General features: G+C 72.7%; 13 protein-coding genes and 2 pseudogenes. 7 read left to right on the forward strand and 8 right to left on the reverse strand.

Annotated elements, in window-relative coordinates; translation table 11 throughout:
- Positions 1-2,769 (reverse strand): glutamate synthase central domain-containing protein (locus tag KBX53_RS03110; protein WP_309140702.1); only part of this gene is annotated, 2,769 nt, incomplete at its 3' end.
- A gap of 270 nt (positions 2,770-3,039) precedes the next feature.
- On the opposite strand from KBX53_RS03110, the gene KBX53_RS03115 reads away from it, so the two are divergent.
- Positions 3,040-3,885, forward strand: a complete 846-nt coding sequence (locus KBX53_RS03115) for a GNAT family N-acetyltransferase (protein WP_210857748.1) — start codon at positions 3,040-3,042, stop codon at positions 3,883-3,885.
- A 36-nt stretch (positions 3,886-3,921) separates the two neighbouring features.
- On the opposite strand, the gene KBX53_RS03120 is transcribed toward KBX53_RS03115, so the two are convergent.
- Together KBX53_RS03120 and lgt are read right to left on the reverse strand one after the other, a co-directional pair.
- Positions 3,922-5,109, reverse strand: coding sequence for an NAD(P)/FAD-dependent oxidoreductase (locus KBX53_RS03120; RefSeq protein WP_210857749.1), 1,188 nt, complete (start codon positions 5,107-5,109; stop codon positions 3,922-3,924).
- Positions 5,110-5,124: 15 nt separating this feature from the next.
- Entirely contained in the window at positions 5,125-6,303 is a 1,179-nt protein-coding gene (gene lgt, locus KBX53_RS03125) for a prolipoprotein diacylglyceryl transferase (protein WP_210857750.1), read from the reverse strand.
- Between the two features lie 102 nt (positions 6,304-6,405).
- Here lgt and KBX53_RS03130 point away from each other — a divergent pair, with 102 nt between their 5' ends.
- Complete coding sequence (locus KBX53_RS03130; RefSeq protein ID WP_210857751.1) at positions 6,406-7,134, forward strand: NUDIX hydrolase; 729 nt, start codon at positions 6,406-6,408, stop codon at positions 7,132-7,134.
- Between the two features lie 138 nt (positions 7,135-7,272).
- On the opposite strand, the pseudogene KBX53_RS03135 reads toward KBX53_RS03130, so the two are convergent.
- A pseudogene (locus KBX53_RS03135) lies at positions 7,273-7,440 on the reverse strand (tryptophan synthase subunit alpha); the annotation flags it as partial.
- Positions 7,441-7,449: 9 nt separating this feature from the next.
- Here KBX53_RS03135 and KBX53_RS03140 point away from each other — a divergent pair.
- Positions 7,450-8,190 (forward strand): annotated as a pseudogene (locus tag KBX53_RS03140) (ABC transporter permease); the annotation flags it as partial.
- Between the two features lie 217 nt (positions 8,191-8,407).
- Here the strand turns inward: KBX53_RS03140 and KBX53_RS03145 are convergent.
- Positions 8,408-9,586: an ABC transporter substrate-binding protein gene (locus KBX53_RS03145; RefSeq protein WP_030329971.1), complete on the reverse strand. Its 1,179-nt coding sequence runs from the start codon at positions 9,584-9,586 to the stop codon at positions 8,408-8,410.
- A 444-nt stretch (positions 9,587-10,030) separates the two neighbouring features.
- Here KBX53_RS03145 and KBX53_RS03150 point away from each other — a divergent pair, with 444 nt between their 5' ends.
- The 4 genes from KBX53_RS03150 to KBX53_RS03165 all read left to right on the forward strand — a co-directional run bounded on the left by KBX53_RS03150 (position 10,031) and on the right by KBX53_RS03165 (position 14,655).
- Positions 10,031-13,192: a sensor histidine kinase gene (locus KBX53_RS03150; RefSeq protein ID WP_210857752.1), complete on the forward strand. Its 3,162-nt coding sequence runs from the start codon at positions 10,031-10,033 to the stop codon at positions 13,190-13,192.
- Entirely contained in the window at positions 13,189-13,596 is a 408-nt protein-coding gene (locus KBX53_RS03155) for a roadblock/LC7 domain-containing protein (protein WP_030329975.1), read from the forward strand. The genes KBX53_RS03150 and KBX53_RS03155 overlap by 4 nt, the downstream gene beginning before the upstream one ends.
- 89 nt (positions 13,597-13,685) lie before the next feature.
- Positions 13,686-14,051 (forward strand): DUF742 domain-containing protein, encoded by a 366-nt coding sequence (locus tag KBX53_RS03160; protein WP_007465174.1) that lies wholly within the window; start codon positions 13,686-13,688, stop codon positions 14,049-14,051.
- Complete coding sequence (locus tag KBX53_RS03165) at positions 14,032-14,655, forward strand: ATP/GTP-binding protein (RefSeq protein ID WP_030329978.1); 624 nt, start codon at positions 14,032-14,034, stop codon at positions 14,653-14,655. Before KBX53_RS03160 ends, KBX53_RS03165 begins: the two co-directional genes overlap by 20 nt.
- 44 nt (positions 14,656-14,699) lie before the next feature.
- Here the strand turns inward: KBX53_RS03165 and KBX53_RS03170 are convergent, their stop codons facing one another.
- The 3 genes from KBX53_RS03170 to nirB form a co-directional block, all read right to left on the reverse strand.
- Positions 14,700-15,788 (reverse strand): uroporphyrinogen-III synthase, encoded by a 1,089-nt coding sequence (locus KBX53_RS03170; protein WP_030329980.1) that lies wholly within the window; start codon positions 15,786-15,788, stop codon positions 14,700-14,702.
- The gene (gene nirD, locus KBX53_RS03175) at positions 15,788-16,135 is read right to left on the reverse strand and encodes a nitrite reductase small subunit NirD (protein WP_210857753.1); all 348 of its coding nucleotides are present in this window, start codon (positions 16,133-16,135) and stop codon (positions 15,788-15,790) included. Before nirD ends, KBX53_RS03170 begins: the two co-directional genes overlap by 1 nt.
- Positions 16,132-18,303 (reverse strand): nitrite reductase large subunit NirB (gene nirB / locus KBX53_RS03180; protein WP_210857754.1); only part of this gene is annotated, 2,172 nt, incomplete at its 5' end. The genes nirD and nirB, both read right to left, overlap by 4 nt.

An 18,303-nucleotide genomic window follows, 5' to 3' on the forward strand; every position in this document is an offset into this window, starting at 1 on the left:
GCCGCTGGCGATCTGCTTGACCGCCGAACGGCGTACCGGATCGTGCAGCCGATCGACGTCCTCGCCACCCTCGCCGGTGTTGGACTTGCCACCGAGGCGGTTCATGGCGATGGCCAGCGTCTCGTGCGCCTCCGCCGAGATCGACCCGTACGACATGGCGCCGGTGGCGAACCGCTTGACGATCTCGGAGGCCGGCTCGACCTCCTCGATAGGCACCGCCGGGCGGACCCCGGTACGCAGGGTGAACAGCCCGCGCAGCGAACCGGCCTGCGCGGCGAGCGCGTCGACTTTCGCCGTGTACTGGCGGAACACGTCGTACTGCCGGCTGCGGGTGGCGTGCTGGAGCAGGAAGACCGTCTCCGGGTTGAACAGGTGCAGCTCACCCTCGCGGCGCCACTGGTACTCGCCGCCGACCTCCAGCCGGTCGGAGACCGCCGCGCCGGCCGGCGGCCAGGCCAGCGCGTGCCGGGCGGCCACCTCGGTGTGCACGCCCGCGAGACCCACCCCGCCGATGCGGCTGGGGGTGCCCCGGAAGTAACGCTCGACCAGCCGGGTGTCCAGGCCGACCGCCTCGAAGACCTGCGCCCCGCAGTACGAGGAGACCGTCGAGATGCCCATCTTGGACATGATCTTCAGGACGCCCTTGCCGAGCGCCTTGGCGTAGTTGCGCACCGCGGCGACGGGCTCGATGCCGGCCAGCGCGCCGGTGGAGATCAGATCCTCCACCGACTCGAACGCCAGGTACGGGTTGACCGCCGCCGCGCCGTAGCCGATCAGCACCGCCGCGTGGTGCACCTCCCGGCAGTCGCCGGACTCGACGATCAGCGCCGCCTGCGTACGTGTCTGCTCCCGCACCAGGTGCTGGTGCACGGCGGCGGTGAGCAGCAGCGACGGGATCGGTGCCAGGTCGGCGTTGGAGTCCCGGTCGGAGAGCACCAGGATGCGCACGCCGTCCTCGATCGCCTCGGAGACGTGCCGGCAGATCTCGGTCAGCCGTGCCTTGATCCCGGCGGCCCCCTCCCTGATCCGGTACAGCCCGGAGACCCGCACCGCCTTGAAGCCGGGCAGGTCGCCGTCCTCGTCGATGGAGAGGATCTTCGCCAGCTCGTCGTTGTCGATGATCGGATGCGGGAGCACGATCTGCCGACAGCTCGCCGCGCCCGGGTCGAGCAGGTTGCCCTCCGGCCCGATGGTCGACGCCAGGCTGGTCACCAGCTCCTCGCGGATGGCGTCCAGCGGCGGGTTGGTGACCTGGGCGAAGAGCTGGTGGAAGTAGTCGTAGAGCAGCCGCGGCCGGGTCGACAGCGGCGCGATCGGGGTGTCCGTACCCATCGAGCCGAGCGGCTCGGCGCCGGTGCGGGCCATCGGCGCGAGCAGGATCTTCAGCTCCTCCTCGGTGTAGCCGAAGGTCTGCTGCCGGCGGCGCACCGAGTCGTGCGTGTAGACGGTGTGCTCGCGGGCCGGCAGGTCGTTCAGCTCGATCAGCCCGGCGTGCAGCCACTCGCCGTACGGCTCGGCGGCGGCCAACTCGGATTTGATCTCCTCGTCGTGCACGATCCGCCCGGCCACGGTGTCGACCAGGAACATCCGGCCCGGCTGGAGCCGCCCCTTCGCAACCACGTGGGCCGGGTCGAGGTCGAGGACGCCCGCCTCTGAGCCGAGCACCACGAGCCCGTCGTCGGTCTGCCACCAGCGCCCCGGGCGCAGCCCGTTGCGGTCCAGCACCGCGCCGACGATCTCGCCGTCGGTGAACGCCACCGAGGCCGGACCGTCCCACGGCTCCATCAGGCTGGCGTGGAAGCGGTAGAAGGCACGCTTGGCCGGGTCCATCCCGGGGTCGTTCTCCCAGGCCTCCGGAATCATCATGAGCACCGCGTGCGGCAGGCTCCGCCCGGCCAGGTGCAGCAGCTCCAGGACCTCGTCGAAGTTCGCCGAGTCGGAGGCGGCGGGCGTGCAGACCGGGAAGATCCGCCGGATGTTGCCCGGCACCTTCGGCGAGCGCAGCAGCGCCTCACGGGCCTGCATCCAGTTGCGGTTGCCCCGGATCGTGTTGATCTCGCCGTTGTGGGCGATGAACCGGTACGGGTGCGCCAGCGGCCAGGACGGGAAGGTGTTGGTGGAGAAGCGGGAGTGCACCAGCGCGATGGCGCTCTCCACCCGCTCGTCGCGCAGGTCGGGATAGAACGCCGGCAACTGGTCCGGCGTGAGCATGCCCTTGTAGACCATGGTGCGGCTGGACAGCGACGGGAAGTACGCCGGAACGCCCCGCTCGGCGGTCTCCCGTTCGGCCTGCTTGCGCAGACAGAACGCCACCCGGTCCAGCTCGATGCCGCGCAGCGGGGAGCCGGCCGGCCCGCCGGGCGCGTCGGTCAGCCGGTGCGCGGCCAGGAAGATCTGCCGGACCCGGGGCATCGCCGCCAGGGCGGTCTCGCCCAGGTCACCCGCGTCGGTCGGCACGTCCCGCCAGCCGAGCAGATCGGCGCCCTCGACCAGCGCGTACTTCTCGACCACCCGCCGGGCACGCGCCTCGGCGGCATCGTCGTCGGGAAGGAACACCAGCCCGGTGGCGTACTCGCCCGCCGGGGGAAGCGCGACGTCGGCCACCGCGCGCAGGAACGCGTCGGGCACCTGGATCATGATGCCGGCGCCGTCGCCGGTGTTCGGTTCCGCGCCGCGGGCGCCCCGGTGGTCCAGCCGACAGAGCGCGCCGAGCCCGTTGGCGACGACCGAGTGGGAACGCCGGCCGTGCAGGTCCGCCACGAAGGCCACGCCGCAGGCATCGTGCTCCTGCGCTGGGTCGTAGAGGCCCTGGGCGGCCGGACGGGGGTGGGGCGTCGGGGACGCCTGCGGGCTGTGCGGGTGCGGCTGTGCTGTGTCCGCGTACGGCTGAGCCACCGGGCCTCCTGTCGTCACTCAGGTTGGATCATGATGGGGACGACGTCGGCCCGTGGGTCTATTGAGTCTACGTTAGGGCCGGGGTCGCACGGCCACCCGAGATTGATCACACCGTCCACTGGCTGGGACGTGTAGTCTCGCGCGGTGGATCCGCTACACAAGCACGTCTTCGACCGGTTGGAACGCTTCTACGACGCGGTGCCCCGCGACGCCGCCGGTGCGGAGGAGCATGGTGGGCTGGTGCTGTTCGTCCGCGATGGCGCCGGGTGGCCGTTCTACGCCCGCCCGCGCATCGACGCCACCGAGCCGCCGTCGCTCGCCGACGTGACGTCGGTCCGCGAGCGCCAGCGGAAGCTGGGTCTGCCGGAAGCCTTCGAGTGGGTGCACGAGACGACGCCCGAGCTGCTGGCGGTGGCCCGCTCGGCGGGTCTGAACGTGCTGGAGGCGCCGCTGATGGTGCTCGACCCCAGCGCGCTGCCCGACCCGGCGACGCTGTCCGACGCGGCGGTGCGGGTGCTGGCGGCGGACTCCCCCGGCTTCGCCGCCGATGTCGCCGCCCGGCGTGCGGTGGCAGCGGTGTCGTTCGCCGCCGCCGGCACCGCGCGCGGTGAGGCCGGCCCGGCCGAGCGCGACGCCGCCGTCACCGAACTCGAACTGGCCGCGCTCGACGAGGAGCGCACCCGGATCGCCGACGGCCGGCGGATCTCCGCGCTGGCCGGCACGCCGACCGAGGGCGCGCTGGCCAGCGGCATGGCGATGCGGGTGGACGACGTCGCGGAGATCGCCGGGGTGGCCACCCTGCCGTCCGCCCGGCGACGCGGGCTGGGTGCCGCGCTCACCGCCACCCTGGCCCGGGAACTGCTGGCCGCCGGCACCGACCTGGTCTTCCTCTCCGCCGGCAGCGAGGAGATCGCGCGGGTCTACCTGCGGGTCGGCTTCCGCCGCATCGGCACCGCCTGCATCGCCGAACCCGCCGCCCTCATCTCCTGACCCGCCGCGCCCGCCTGCCCTGCCCGGCGACCGAGGTCAGGTCGGTGGGCGCCACTGCGCGGCGGAGGCGGCGGCGCTGGAGAGCAGCCGCGAGTTGATCGTGCCGAGGGCGGCGTCCCGGGCGCGCAGCGCCAGCCGGCCCCGGGTCTGCAGCACCGCCGACATCCGCCGGGTCTGCCGGACCACCGTCGCGGCCCGGGGACGGCGCACCCGGTCGTACGCCACGACGGCGTCGGGCAGCCGCGCCTCCCGCAGCAGCGAGGAGAGGGTGGCGGCGTCCTCGAACGCGAGGCAGGCGCCCTGCCCGAGGTGCGGCGGCATGGCGTGCGCCGCGTCGCCGAGCAGCACCACCCCACCGGGACCGACCGGAAAGCCGTACGCCCGGGGCAGCGGGCGCAGCTCGCGAACCTCCTGCTGGACCAGGTCGGCCGGGTTGGTGGCCTCGAGCAGCGCGCCGACCGGCGCCGGCCAGTCCGCGTACCAGCGGCGCAGCAGGGCGAGCTGGGTCTCCGGTGGTTCCGGGCGTGGCGCGCCGGCGGCGGTGGCCACCCAGTAGATGCCGCCACGGCTGGACCCGCCCGAGGAACCGCGCTCACCCAGCGACGCGGCCACGAACCGGTAACCCGCGCCGAGAATCTCACCGGCCAACGGCTGGTCGTCGGGGAGTCGAGGGGCCTGGTACCAGGGGATGACGGCCCGCCAGGCGGCGCACCCGGAGCTGACCACCCGGGACTCGGGTGCGAGTTGGCGGCGGATGCCGCTGTCCGTGCCGTCGGCGGCGACCACCAGATCGGCCTCGATGGTGTGCCGCCCCTCGCTGACGCCCGGTCGCTCGCCCGGCTCGACACGGACGTGGCGCACCGTCACCCCGGTCCGCAGCTCGACCCGGTCACCGAGGCCGGCGATCAACGCGTCGTGCAGGTCCTCCCGGTGCACCACCACCGGCATCCGGTCGGCCGGGATCGGCCGGGGCTGCACCAGCCAGTGCCCGTCCGGGCGACGGACGCCACCGTCGGGCAACGGGGTGGCGATGGCGGCCAGCCCGGCGCCGAGACCGAGGGCCTGCAGCGCGCGGACACCGTTGGGCCAGAGCACCACGGCGGTCGGCTCGGGGCGAACCCGTTCGGCGCGTTCCAACACTGTGACCTGCCAGCCGGAACGGGCCAGCGCGCCGGCCACCGCGAGGCCACCGACCCCTGCGCCGACCACCACCGCGCTTCGCATCGGTGCCGCCTCCGCTCAGCTGTCCCGGTCGGCGGGACGCGCGCCAGTGGCGTCGGCCCGCTCGGTGCGCTCTGCGGACGGCTCGTCCGTCGGCTCGTCGTCGCGCGACGCGACGTCGGCGGGAACCGTGTCGCCGGACGGCTCGCCGTCGTCCGGCCGGGAGTCGTCGGCGCTCGTCGGCGGTACGACGCCGGTGTCCCGCCAGGCGGCGTACTGCTCCTCGCTCACCACCCGGTAACCCTCCGGCGCGGCGGCCCGCGCGGGGGTCTCCCGCTCGGAGAGGTCGACCTGGGAGAGGTCGGAGGTGGGGGGCGGGGTCGTCGTCGCCGCGCCCAGCGGGATCAGGTAGTCCCGAGGGCCGCGCACCCGGACGAAGTAGATCAGGGCACCGAGGAAGACCAGGGCGGCGGTCCAGACGTTGAGGCGTACGCCGAGGATCTGGTTGGCCTCGTCGGTGCGCATCAGCTCGATCCAGAACCGGCCGGCGGTGTAACCCATCACGTAGAGCGCGAACGCCCGGCCCCGGCCCAGCTTGAGCCGGCGGTCGAGGATGAGCACCAGGGCCACCACGCCGAGGTTCCACAGCGCCTCGTAGAGGAAGGTGGGCTGGTAGAGGCCCGGTTCGAGGATGGGCTGCCCGGCGTCGTCACGCAGCGCGTGGCCGGGGTTGTCCGGGTCCATCCGATGGATCTCCAGACCCCACGGCAGTGTGGTCCGGGCACCGAAGAGTTCGTTGTTGAACCAGTTGCCGACCCGGCCGACCGCCTGGGCCAGCGGCAGCCCGGGGGCCAGCGCGTCGGCCACCACGCTGAACGGAATGCCGAGTTGCCGGGCGGCGATCCACGCGCCGACCGCCCCACCGGCGACAGCACCCCAGATGCCGAGACCGCCCTCCCAGATGGCGAACGCCTTCATCGGGTCCCCACCGGCGCCGAAGTACTTCTCGGGTGAGGTGATCACGTGGTAGATCCGGGCGCCGATGATGCCCGCGGGCACCGCCCAGACGGCGATGTCGAGCACCGCGCCGGGCGCGACGCCGCGTTGCCGCAGCCGGCGCTCCGTCACCCAGCAGGCCAGCACGATGCCGGCGATGATGCAGAGCGCGTAGGCCCGGATCGGCACCGGCCCGAGCTGCCAGACCGCGGTGCTGGGACTGGGCAGGGCCGCCTGGGGAGAGAGCGAGGCGAGGGTCACGGGTGCACACGCTACCGCTGCACACCCCCGCAGCGGCACCCCGGGCGGCGGGAGCGCGCATCCCGATGACTTCTGGTTTGCACCGTCGTAGGCTCTTTGTCCATGAGCGCGCTCACCTGGGCGGTCGCCGCGGTCGTCACCGACGACACCGGTCGGGTGCTGCTCTGCCAGCAGGGCCGGGGCACCCGCCGCTACGCGTTGCCCGGCGGGCGGCTGCGTCCGGCCGAGGGCCCGGTGCGGGCCGCCCTCCGGGACATCCGCGCGGAGACCGGCTGGGACATCGAACTGGTCGACCTGGTCGGCGTCTACCACCTTGCCGGCCCGGCCGGGGTGGCCGCCGCCGGACGCGCCGGGCCGCTGCCGGACGTCCTCGCGCACGTGTTCCGGGCCCGCGCGGCCGGGGTCCGACCCGCCTGCGACCCACCGCCGGGCTGCCGGTTGTCCTGGCACTCCCCCGACGCGCTGCCCGCGGTGGTCACCCCACTCACCCGGGCCGCCGTCACCGACGCGACCGCCGGCCGCTCCGGGGTGCTCCGCGACGTCCCCTGGGCACCCGACACAGCCGACCCCGCGTCACTCCCGGCGGCTCGGCCCGCCGAGGAGGGCCGGCCGGCAGCCGACCAGGGCACGCAGCCGCCGCGAACCAGCCAGGACAGGCAGTCGCCCGGGACCAGCCAGGACGGGCAGCGGCCCGGCACCGGCCAGGACGGGCAGCGGCCCGGCACCGGCCAGGACGGGCAGCGGCCCGGCACCGGCCAGGACGGGCATCCGGGGGCGGGGCAGCCGCCGGAGCAACGCGGCGAGGCCGCGAACCCGTCCCTGCACCCCTGACAAGCAGCAACCGTTCCGAGCTTCGTCGCGTGCCCGCAGACACCTTCGCCGCCGCCTCATGCGAATGAGCGACAGGCAAAATGCCCCCACGCGGCGCGGACGGCCGCCGCGAGCGGCGAGGGGTCGTCGAGGGCGGGCTCAGCGGGTGGGGTTACGGACGCCCTCGGCCAGCTCGGCGCTGAGGGTACGCAGGGCGGCCAGCCCCTCCGCCTCGGTGGGCGCGTCGAGCAGGCACCGGATCAACGCGCTGCCCACGATCACCCCGTCGGCGTAACCGGCGACGGTGCCGGCCTGCGCGCCGGTGCCGATGCGGTGCTGCCCGCGGTCGGCATCCTGACCGCGCTGGCGGCGTGGTGGCTGGTCGCCCGGCTGGAACTGGTTCACCCGGTCGCCCTGCCGCCGCCCGGTGACGTGCTCGACGCGTTCGTCGAGAAGCCCGTCCAGTTGTTGGAGCACACCTGGGACACCACGCTGGAGATCCTGACCGGCTTCGCCCTCTCGGTGGTCGCCGGTGTGCTGATCGGGCTCGCCCTGGCCAGCTCCCGCACTGTGGAGCGGATGTTCACCCCGCTGCTCGTCGCGGTGAACGCGGTGCCCAAGATCACATTGGGTCCACTGCTGGTGGTGGCGCTGGGCTGGGGCCAGAAACCGATCCTGACCATGGTGTTCCTGCTCTGCTTCTTCCCGATCGTGCTCTCCACCGCGACCGGGCTGACCACCACGCCGGCCGACCTGGCCGAACTGGTGCGCTCCTGGAACGCCTCCCGCTGGCAGGCGTTCCGCAAGGTGCGCTTCCCGGCCGCGCTGCCGCAGATCTTCGTCGGGCTCAAGGTGGGCATGCCGCTGGCCGCTATCGGCGCGGTGATCGGTGAGTTCCAGGCCGGTGAGAGTGGCCTGGGCTACGTCATCACGCAGTACGCGGGCATCGGCGACGCCGCCACCGCCTGGGCGGCGATCATGCTGGTGGCGCTGGTGAGCATCCTGCTCTACTCGGCGCTCCTGCTGATCGAGCGAATCGCCCTGCCCTGGGTCCGAGAAACCACCAGCAGCCGCTGAAGGCAAACCAACAACAGAAGAGATCAATCCCAGAAAACGCGAAGGGCCGGCCTCCCATCGGAGGCCGGCCCTTGTCGCGTCGAAGCCGCAGGCGAGTCAGGTGTGGCCGACGGTGCCCGGCGGAGGGATCAAGCCTGACCGCCCGGAGCCGGGCACGGTCGGCCACACCCCCCACCCGGCACCCCGACAAGCCCTGCCAGATGAAAGGCCCGAGCGTCTACCCCGCCAGCCGCCAGCGACCATTGCGGGCGACAAGCGTGGTGAGCGCCTGCGGCATCAGGCCGCTGTGGTTGTCCGGAGTCATGCGGATCGGGCCGGACAGACCGTCCATCTGGGACGTCTCCAGCACGTCCCGAATGCCGTTGCGGTCGACCTTCCCGATCTCGCCGCCGGCGCGCAGTTCGGCATCGGCGATGAGCTGGACGGCGTCCGCGGCGAAGGACGAGGACCCGTTGTAGCCGCCGAAGCGTGCCGTGTAGTCCTGGAACCACTGCCGCCGCGCGGCCTTGGCCGGCGTGGTCGCGATCACGTCGTCGATCACCATCGTCTGCGTGAAGATCAGCGTCGCCTTCTCGGTCGCCTTGGCGGCCGCGCCGAGGAAGAGGTCCCCGGCCGCTCCCGCGTCGAAGTAGATCGACCCACGGAAGGTGGTCTGCTGGGCGCTGGCGGCGGCCAGGGTCGCCTGCTCCGGCGGGGTCCAGAAGACCATCGCGTCGGGCTTGCCCGAGGCGAGCTGCTGCACCTGTCGGTTCACGTCGGTGTCGGTGGTCTTGATCCGCTGCTGCCGGAGCGAGATGTTTGCCTTGTCCAGCTCGCTCTTGAGGGCGGTCGCGCCCTCCTGGCCGTAGTCGTCGTCGCTGACCAGCATCCCCACCTTGCGGATGTTGTTGCGGCGCAGTTCGGTGGTCAGCGCGGCGGCGCTGTCCGGGGCGTTAGGGCCCAGCTTGAACACGTAACGCCGTTCGGCGACCGGTGCCGCGATCGCGCCGGAAGCGGCTAGCGCAATGGTGGGAATCCGCTTCTCGTTGATGGTGCCGACCGCACCGACCGCACATTCGTTGCAGCCGCCCATGATGATGGCGCTGACCCGCGAATCGTTGCTGAAGTCGACGATGTTGCGAAGTGACTCGGCGGAGTCGGAACGGTTGTCCTTGACCGTCAGCTTGATCTCCCGGCCGTTCAGTGCTCCGGAGGAGTTCAACTGCTCGACCTTGAGTTCGAGGGCTCGCTGGTATGTCCGGCCAACAGTGGCTGCGGCGCCGGACAGTTCGAGATCAGCGGCGATCACGATCGGACTCGTGTCCTGCTCTGCCTCGCCGAACTGGCAGCCGGTGAGCGTGGTGGCCACTACGGCCGATGCGAGCGCCGCGATGGTCGCGGAGCGGATGGGGCTCAACTCAGTCCTCCAGGTGCGGGCGCGGGCGCTGCCCGGTCACCGCCGCTAATCCGTCCTCAGTGGAGGGCGGGATCTTCTCTGCCGTACGGTGTGCGCGAAGCCTGCAAAACCTTGCCAATGGCCGGCGCTGTGGTCAAGCGCGGACCCCGGTGGCATTTTCGGGACGGCCATCCCACATGCTGGGGTAACGCAATGTTTGCAAAAGCTCACTTTGCATACACGCGTGACCACTCTGGAGTTACATGCCCTGTTCAGGGGCTTGCGGAAATGAAGGTATCAGTTGACCGGATCACGGGATGCGCTCCGTCCGACCGTTTCCTACCTCACTGCGGCTTCCCAAACACGATCATCTCTGATGAAATCGCGGCCGTGCCGCGCGTGGTCCCCTCCGCTTACGGCATGGCTCGGCGGCTCAGGCGGGGAAGAAACGACGGAGGCGATGTCGTGAGCACCGGACCGACGACCCTGCCCGCGCTCGGCGACAGCAACCGGCGTGAACGCCGACGGATGCCGAGACTGCGCGACGCCCGGATCCGGTCCAAGCTGGCGCTGATTCTGGTCGTCCCGGTGGCGGCGGTGATCGCGCTGGCCACGGTCCGTCTGATCTCCGTCGGCGAAGGCGCCTTCGACGCCACCCGGGCCCGGTCGCTGACCGCCCTCTCCATCGACGTCAGCGCTCTCACCCAGGATCTCCACGCCGAGCGGATGGCCGCAGCCGCCTACCTGGCCACCCCGCAGCAGCCGGCCGACGCGTACAACCTGCGGGTCCGCCAGACGCAGCAGAAGGTGGACGAGTACCGCGCCGAGCGAGGCCGGATCGGCGACGTGCCGGCCGCCCTACGGGACCGGCTGGCCGCCATCGACGACCACCTGGCCACTCTGGACGGCACCCGCCAGGAGGTGTTGGACCGCCGGCAGATGGCGGTCGCCGAGGCGGTGCTCCGCTACGGGGTCATCCTCACCGACCTGGTCTCGTACGGTGACGGCCTGGCCCAGCTGCCCGGCGACGAGAGCCTGGCGGACAGCCGCCGCGCCGTCGCCGCGTTCGCCCGCGCCAAGGCTTCCGTCGCCGAGGAAGAGGCGGTCGCCTTCACCGCGCTGACGGCCGGCCAGCTCGACTCGGAGCAGTTCTCGTCCTTCGTGGCAACGTTGACCGGTCAGCAGGAGGCCCTGGTCGCCTTCTCGCTGGCCGCCGACCCGGTGCAGCGCGGCCTGGTCAACAGCACCGTCTCCGGCGACGCGGTCGGTCTGTCCGACCGGGTGGCCACCGACATCACCCGCTCGGTCGGGCAGCGCCCGCTGGTCAGCGCGCAGGACGCCACCGCGGCCATCGGCGCCGTGAACGACCTGATGCGCTGGGCCGAGATCCAACTGCAGGACCGACTGCTCCAGCAGGCCGACCAGGCGCGTTCGGACGTCATCCGGCAGGCAGTGGTCGAGTCGGTGCTGGTGCTGCTGACCCTGATCATCGCCGTGTCGCTGGCCGTGGTGCTGGCCCGCTCGCTCAACCACTCGCTGCGCCGACTGCGTGAGGGCGCCCTCTCGGTGGCCAACCACGACCTGCCCGACGCCGTGCAGCGGCTGCAGAACATGGGCAGCGTGGGCGACGGCGGGGTGGACGAGATCGTCCGCCAGGTCCGCGACCCCATCCAGCTCAACAGTCGCGACGAGGTCGGTCAGGTGGCGCTGGCCTTCAACGTCGTCCACCGGGAGGCGGTGCGGGTCGCCGCCGAGCAGGCGGCACTGCGGACCAGCGTCTCGGCGATGTTCCTCAACCTGGCCCGCCGCAGTCAGACCCTGGTCGACCGGATGATCGGCGAGCTGGACGCGATCGAGCGCGGCGAGGAGGACCCGAAGCGGCTCGCGCAGCTCTTCGAACTGGACCACCTGGCCACTCGAATGCGCCGCAACGACGAGAACCTGCTGGTCCTGGCCGGCGCCGACTCCGCCGTACCGCGTCGTGACGACGCGTTGGTGGTGGACGTGCTGCGCGCCGCCCAGTCCGAGGTGGAGCTGTACAACCGCATCGAGTTCGGGACCGTGGACACCGACATCTCGGTGGCCGCCCACGCGGTCAACGACGTGGTACGTCTCGTCGCCGAACTCCTCGACAACGCCACCCGATTCTCACCGCCGAACACCACTGTGGTCGCCGACGGTCGCCGGATCCGCGACTACGTGCTGATCCAGATCGAGGACCGTGGGCTCGGCCTCACCGACGAACAGCTCGACTCGCTCAACCGGCGGCTGGCCGCCCCGCCGAGCGTCGACGTCGCCGCGTTCCGGCTGATGGGTCTGGCCGTGGTGAGTCGGCTCGCCTCCCGCTACGGCATCCGGGTGGAGCTGCGCCGCAACGTCGAGGGCGGCACCGTAGCCCAGGTGACGCTGCCCGCCACCACGGTGGTGCTGCCCAGCAACCGGGGCCGTGAGCAGGTGCTCACCCGGCCGCGTCAGCCGATGGCCGTGGAGCAGACGCCGCTCACCCCGGTCGGTCACGCCGAGCAGTTCGCCGGTGCCGCCACGTCGGCGGCGACGCTGCCCGACCAGTGGCGGACCAGCACGCCGGCACCCGCCCAGTGGCAGTCACCGCTCGACTCGCGGGACACCACCCCGGCCGTACAGGCGGGTGGCTACACCGGCCCGCGCTCGACCATGCCACCCGTACCCGCCGACCCGGCACCGGCCGCTCCGGCACCCGCCGCCCCGCTCCCGCCGGCACGTCCGGCGTACAGCAACGGCGCGGGCGCCTCGATGGGCAGCCCGACGGTGGCCTACCCGACGGTCGACCCGCTGCCACGTCGGGGCGCCACCGCGGATGGCGCGGACGGGCGCGGCGGCCAGGGCCTTCCGGTCGGGCCGGTCGCCGGGCCGGGTGCGGTGGCACCACCGGCCGCACCGCCGGTCCCCGCCGCACCGCCGGTGCCTGCCGTGCCGTCGGTGCCCGCCGCACCGGTCAGCACCCGGCCCGACTTCCCCGCCGAAGCGCCGATCTTCCGGGAGATGGAAGCGGTCTGGTTCCGGTCCCACGGCGACGACGCCACCGCGATCTTCACCCGGCCCAACTTCGACGAGCCGCCCGCACCCGCCGCCGACTCCGGGCTGCGCAGCGGCAACAGCGCGGCGTCCGTGCCGGCCGCGCCGCCGGCCCGGCCGAAGCTGCCGACCCGCACCCCGGGCAGCTCCGACGGCACGACCGCGCCGGGCACCGGGGGCAACGGCGGCGCGACGATGGACGGGTTCGCCGCCCGGTCGTCGGCGCCACCGTCGGACACCCCGACCCCGAGCCCGGCACCGGCGGGCCGGACGGCTCCGGCCGCGCCCGCTCCCGACCCGGAGGCCTGGCGTACGGCGGCCGACGAGGGCTGGTCGCGGGCAAGCCGGGCTGCCGAGCCGGCCCCCGCCGGGACCACCCGTTCCGGGTTGCCCAAGCGGGTGCCGCAGGCACAGCTCGTGCCGGGTGGCATCGAGCCCAAGAGCGGCCGGGACCGCAGCCGGCGGACCCCGGATGAAGTACGTGGTCTGCTGTCGGCCTACCACCGCGGTGTGCAGCGCGGTCGTACGGCCGGAACGGACCTGAACAGCACCTCGACCAAGGAGAGCCGATGAACAGGCCAGCTGCCATGCAGGACATGGGTTGGCTGCTCACCAACTTCGCCGACAGCGTGGCGGGCATCGCCCACGTGGTGGCGGTGTCCGCAGACGGGCTGTTGCTCGCGTCCTCCCGGGACCTGCCGGCGGACCGGGCGGACCAGCTCGCTGCGATCACCTCCGGGGTGGTGAGCCTGACCGAGGGCGCGGCCCGGATGTTCAGCGCGGGCGGGGTGTTGCAGACAGTCATCGAGATGGACAGCGGGTACCTCTTCCTGATGTCGATCAGCGACGGTTCGTCGATGGCCGTGCTGGCCGCGCGCAGCTGCGACGTGGGTCAGGTGGGCTACGAGATGGCGTTGCTGGTCGAACGGGTGGGCGCCGCGCTGGTGCCGCTGCCGCGCGACGCGGTGCGCTCTTAACACCGGGGGACGGCGCTCACTTCGAGTGCCGGACCAGGGACGAGAGGCGGCGCAGGCCGGCTCCGCAAGGGACGAGGAGGTGACCGGGGATGGACCAACGACGCGCTGACCCGCGCGGCGCGCTGGTGCGTCCGTACGCGGTCACCCGTGGTCGTACCGAGCCCCGGCAGGACATCGCCCTTGAGGCCGTCCTCACCGCCTCGCCCACCCAGGTCGCGGAGTCCCGCTTCGCCGGGCACGACAAGCACCGCATCGCCACGGTCTGTGAGGGCCGAGCACAGTCGCTGGCGGAGATCGCCGCGTACACCCGGATGCCGCTGGGCGTCGCCCGGGTGTTGGTCGCCGACATGGTGGCCGAGAGCCTGCTGACGTTACACACTGCTGCTCCCGCCGAGGGGTTCGAGGAGCGGATGGAACTGCTTGGAAGGGTGCTAAGTGGACTTCGCAGGCTATGACCCCGCAGGGGGGCGGCCGGGCCGGGGAATCGTATCCGCGAAGATCGTCGTCGCGGGCGGCTTCGGCGTCGGTAAGACGACACTGGTCGGGGCGATCTCCGAGATCACACCGCTGACCACCGAGGCATTGATGACCGCGGCGGGTGTCGGCATCGACGACCCGTCCAAGGTGCCGGGCAAGGAGACCACCACGGTCGCCATGGACTTCGGCCGGATCACCATGGCCCAGGACCTGATCCTGTACCTCTTCGGTACACCGGGTCAGACGCGGTTCTGGTTCATGTGGGACGAGATCATCCGGGGGGCGGTGGGTGCCGCCGTGCTGGTGGACACCCGCCGGATCACCGATGCCTTCGCCCCGCTGGACTACTTCGAGAACCGCAACCTGCCGTACGTGGTGGCGCTGAACAAGTTCGACGGCGCTCCGCAGTACGAGGCGGAGGAGGTCCGCGAGGCGCTGGCCATCTCGCCGCAGGTGCCGCTGGTGATGACCGACGCCCGGCAGCGGGACTCGGTCAAGCAGGTGCTGGTGACGGTGGTCGAGCACGCCATGCTCCGGCTCCAGTCGGAGCACGGGCGGGGCTTCCCGACGCCGGTCGGCTGAACCACCGCGTCACGGCCGGCGCGCGACGGCCGGCCGTGACGCCTTCAGTCCACCCGCAGCCGGTAGCCGCGCTTGACCACGGTCTGCACCACGCGGGGCGCGCGCAGGCCGGCCCGCAGGCGGGCGACGGCCATCTCCACGGCGTGCTCGTCGGCGCCCCGGGGCAGGGTCCGCAGCAACGCCGTGCGGGACAGCACCCGCCCCGGTGACTGGGCCAGCGCCCGCAACACCGCCATCGGTGCGGGCGCGAGCGGCCGCAGCTCGCCGTCGATCACCGCGGCGTGCCCGCGCAACGTGAGCAGGTGCCCGGCGGCCTTGAACGTCACGGTCCGGCGGGGCAGCTCGTCGACGATGGTCCGTACCAGCGCGCCCAACCGGGCCCGACCCGGCGCGCTCACCGGCACCCCGCGTCGCAGCAGCGGCTCGGCGGTCACCGCGCCGACGCAACTGGCCAGCACATCACCGCGCAACGCGGACAGCACCGCGTCGGTACGGTCCCCGGCGGCCCGCAGCAACGCCTCGGCCGCCGGCGCCGAGGTGAACGTCACCGCGTCCACCAGCCGGCCGGCGATCAGGTCGATCAAGCGGTGCAGCGGCGCCGGGTCGGTCGGCGGTGCCCAGCGGTAGACCGGCACCTCGATGACGGTGGCGCCCGCCGCCTCCAGCGCGAGCGTGCACTCGGGTTGCCGCTCGCCGTGCAGCTGCATGGCGATCACCTGCCCGGCGACGCCGCGCCGACGCAGGTGGTCGACCACCTCGTCGCAGCTCTCCGAGGCCGGCGACCACTGGTCGTGCAGGCCGGCCGCCCGGATCGCACCGCGGGCCTTCGGGCCGCGCGCCACCACGTACGAGCTGGCCAGCACGGAACGCAGCGGCTCGGCCAGCCCCCAACCCTCGGCCGCCTCCAGCCAACCGCGCATACCGATGCCGGTGTTGGCCATCAGGATGTCCGGCGGCTGGTCGAGGCAGGCGCGGGTCGCCTCACGCAGCTCGGTGTCGTCGGAGAGCGGCACGATCCGCAACGCCGGGGCGAGCACCACCCGGGCGCCCCGTCGTTCGAGCAGCGCGGCCAGCTCGTCGCGCCGCCGGTCGGCGGTCACCCCGATGGTGAAGCCCGCCAGTTCTTCCCGCATCAAGCCTCCTGTCGCAGCCGCACCTCGACCAGCCCGTCTCGGCAGCGCACGTCGTGTCGGGCCACCGTCACCCCGGGCAGGTCGAGGCAGTGCCCGCTGCGCAGGTCGTACACCTGCTTGTGCAGCGGTGAGGCGACCGTCGGCACCCCGCCGCGGCTGCCCACGATGCCCCGGGACAGCACGTACGCCCCGGAGACCGGATCGCGGTTGTCGATCGCGAACAGCCCGTCGGCGGTCCGGAAGAGGGCGATCTGCACCCCGTCGACCAGGGCGGCGACGCCCCGGTCCGGTTCCAACCGGTCGAGGAGGCAGACGGTGGTCCAGGTGAGCGCGAGGGTCTGGGTCATCGCCGTACCTCCGGTAGGCCAAGGGTGACGGGTTGCGGACGGTGACCGCCGACCGGACCGTCAGCGCGTACGGGAACCGGCTGGCCGCGTTCCCGGGTGAAGGTGATCGACGGGTCCGGCACGTCGGGGGCGTTGACGAAGGACGTGTAGCGGCGCAGCCGGTCCGGGTCGTCCAGGACGTCACGCCACTCGTCGGAGTACGACGACACGTGCCGGGCCATCGCCGCGTCCAGGTCGGCGCAGAGCCCGAGCGAGTCGTCCACGATCACCGCGCGCAGGTGGTCGAGGCCGCCGTCCATCGCCTCGATCCAGCCGGCGGTGCGTTGCAGCCGGTCGGCGGTGCGGATGTAGTAGATGAGGAACCTGTCGATCAGCGTGATCAGCTCGTCAGTGGACAGGTCGGTGGCGAACAGGTCGGCGTGCCGGGGGCGGAAACCCCCGTTGCCGCCCACGTAGAGATTCCAGCCGGTCTCGGTGGCGATGATGCCGAAGTCCTTGCTGCGGGCCTCGGCGCACTCCCGGGCGCAACCGGAGACCGCCGACTTGAGCTTGTGCGGGGCGCGTAGCCCGCGGTAGCGCAGCTCCAACGCGACGGCCAACCCCACCGAGTCCTGCACCCCGTACCGGCACCACGTCTCACCCACGCACGACTTCACAGTGCGCAGCGCCTTGCCGTACGCGTGACCGGACTCGAAGCCGGCGTCCACCAGCCGCCGCCAGATCTGCGGCAACTGCTCCACCCGCGCCCCGAACAGGTCGATCCGCTGCCCACCGGTGATCTTCGTGTAGAGCTGGAAGTCCCGGGCGACCTCGCCGATCACGATCAGCTTCTCCGGGGTGATCTCGCCGCCCGGTATCCGGGGCACCACCGAGTAGCTGCCGTCGCGTTGCAGGTTGGCCAGGAAGTGGTCGTTGGTGTCCTGCAACGACGCCTGCTCACCGTCGAGCACGTGCCCGTTGCCCAGCGAGGCGAGGATCGAGGCCACCACCGGCTTGCAGATGTCGCAGCCACGGCCCCGACCGTGCTCGGCGACCAGCCGGGAGAAGGTGCGGATGCCGCGCACCCGGACGATCTCGAACAGCTCCCGCCGGCTGACGTCGAAGTGCTCGCAGAGCGCGCTGGACTGCGCCACCCCCGCCGCGTCCAGGAGCTGCTTCAGCATCGGCACGCACGAACCGCAGCTGGTGCCGGCCCGGGTGCAGGCCTTCACCGCCGCCACGTCCGCGCAACCACCGGCGATGGCGGCGTCCACGTCGCCCCGGGTCACCGCGTTGCAGGAGCAGACCTGCGCGGTGGCCGGCAGCGCCCCGGCGTCCGCGCCGCCGCCGTCGGGGGCGAGCAGCGCCAGCGGCGCGGCCGGCAGCGGGCCGCCCACACTCGCGCGCAGCGTCGGGTACGCGCTGGCGTCGCCGACCAGCACCCCGCCGAGCAGGGTGTGCGCGTCGTCGGAGAGGACCAGCTTCGCGTAGACCCGGGTGGCCGGGTCGGTGAACGTGACGTCCAGGCAGCCCTCGGTGGCGCCGTGGGCGTCACCGAACGAGGCCACGTCCACGCCGAGCAGCTTGAGTTTGGTGGCGGTGTCCGCACCCGGGAAGGTCGCCGCGCCGCCGACCAGCCGGTCGGCCACCACCTCGGCCGTCGCGTAGCCCGGCGCGACCAGACCGTGGCAGGTGCCGTCGACCGCCGCGCACTCGCCGACCGCCCAGATCCGTTCGTCGACGGTGCGGCAGGTCGCGTCGACGAGCACCCCGCCGCGCGGGCCCAGCGGCAGACCGGCGTCGCGGGCCAACTGGTCCCGGGGCCGGATGCCGGCGGCCACCACCACCAGCTCGGCGTCGATGGTGCTGCCGTCGGAGAGTTCCAGGGCCGCGACGCCGCCGTCCGGGCCGGGACGGATCGCTGTGGTCGCCACCCCGAGATGGGTCCGTACGCCCAGATCGTCGACGTAGCGACGGAGCATCGCGCCGCCGGCCTGGTCCACCTGCACCGGCATCAACCGGGGAGCGAACTCGACCACGTCGGTGCTCAGGCCGAGCAGTCGCAGGGCGTTCGCGGCCTCCAGACCGAGCAGCCCGCCCCCGATCACCGCGCCGACCCGCCGACCCCGCGCGTACGCCCGGATCGCCGCCAGGTCGTCCAGGGTCCGGTAGACGAAGACCCCGGGCCG

It is taken from the genome of Micromonospora sp. M51 (assembly GCF_018070305.1).
Classification (GTDB): Bacteria; Actinomycetota; Actinomycetes; order Mycobacteriales; family Micromonosporaceae; genus Micromonospora; species Micromonospora parva.

Bases quoted from the DNA above. Each gene is read 5' to 3' on its own strand.
- nirD (WP_210857753.1), bottom strand. From the start codon at position 16,135: ATGACCCAGACCCTCGCGCTCACCTGGACCACCGTCTGCCTCCTCGAC.
- KBX53_RS03160 (WP_007465174.1), top strand. From the start codon at position 13,686: ATGGACCAACGACGCGCTGACCCGCGCGGCGCGCTGGTGCGTCCGTAC.
- KBX53_RS03120 (WP_210857749.1), bottom strand. From the start codon at position 5,109: ATGCGAAGCGCGGTGGTGGTCGGCGCAGGGGTCGGTGGCCTCGCGGTG.
- KBX53_RS03130 (WP_210857751.1), top strand. From the start codon at position 6,406: ATGAGCGCGCTCACCTGGGCGGTCGCCGCGGTCGTCACCGACGACACC.
- KBX53_RS03155 (WP_030329975.1), top strand. From the start codon at position 13,189: ATGAACAGGCCAGCTGCCATGCAGGACATGGGTTGGCTGCTCACCAAC.
- KBX53_RS03170 (WP_030329980.1), bottom strand. From the start codon at position 15,788: ATGCGGGAAGAACTGGCGGGCTTCACCATCGGGGTGACCGCCGACCGG.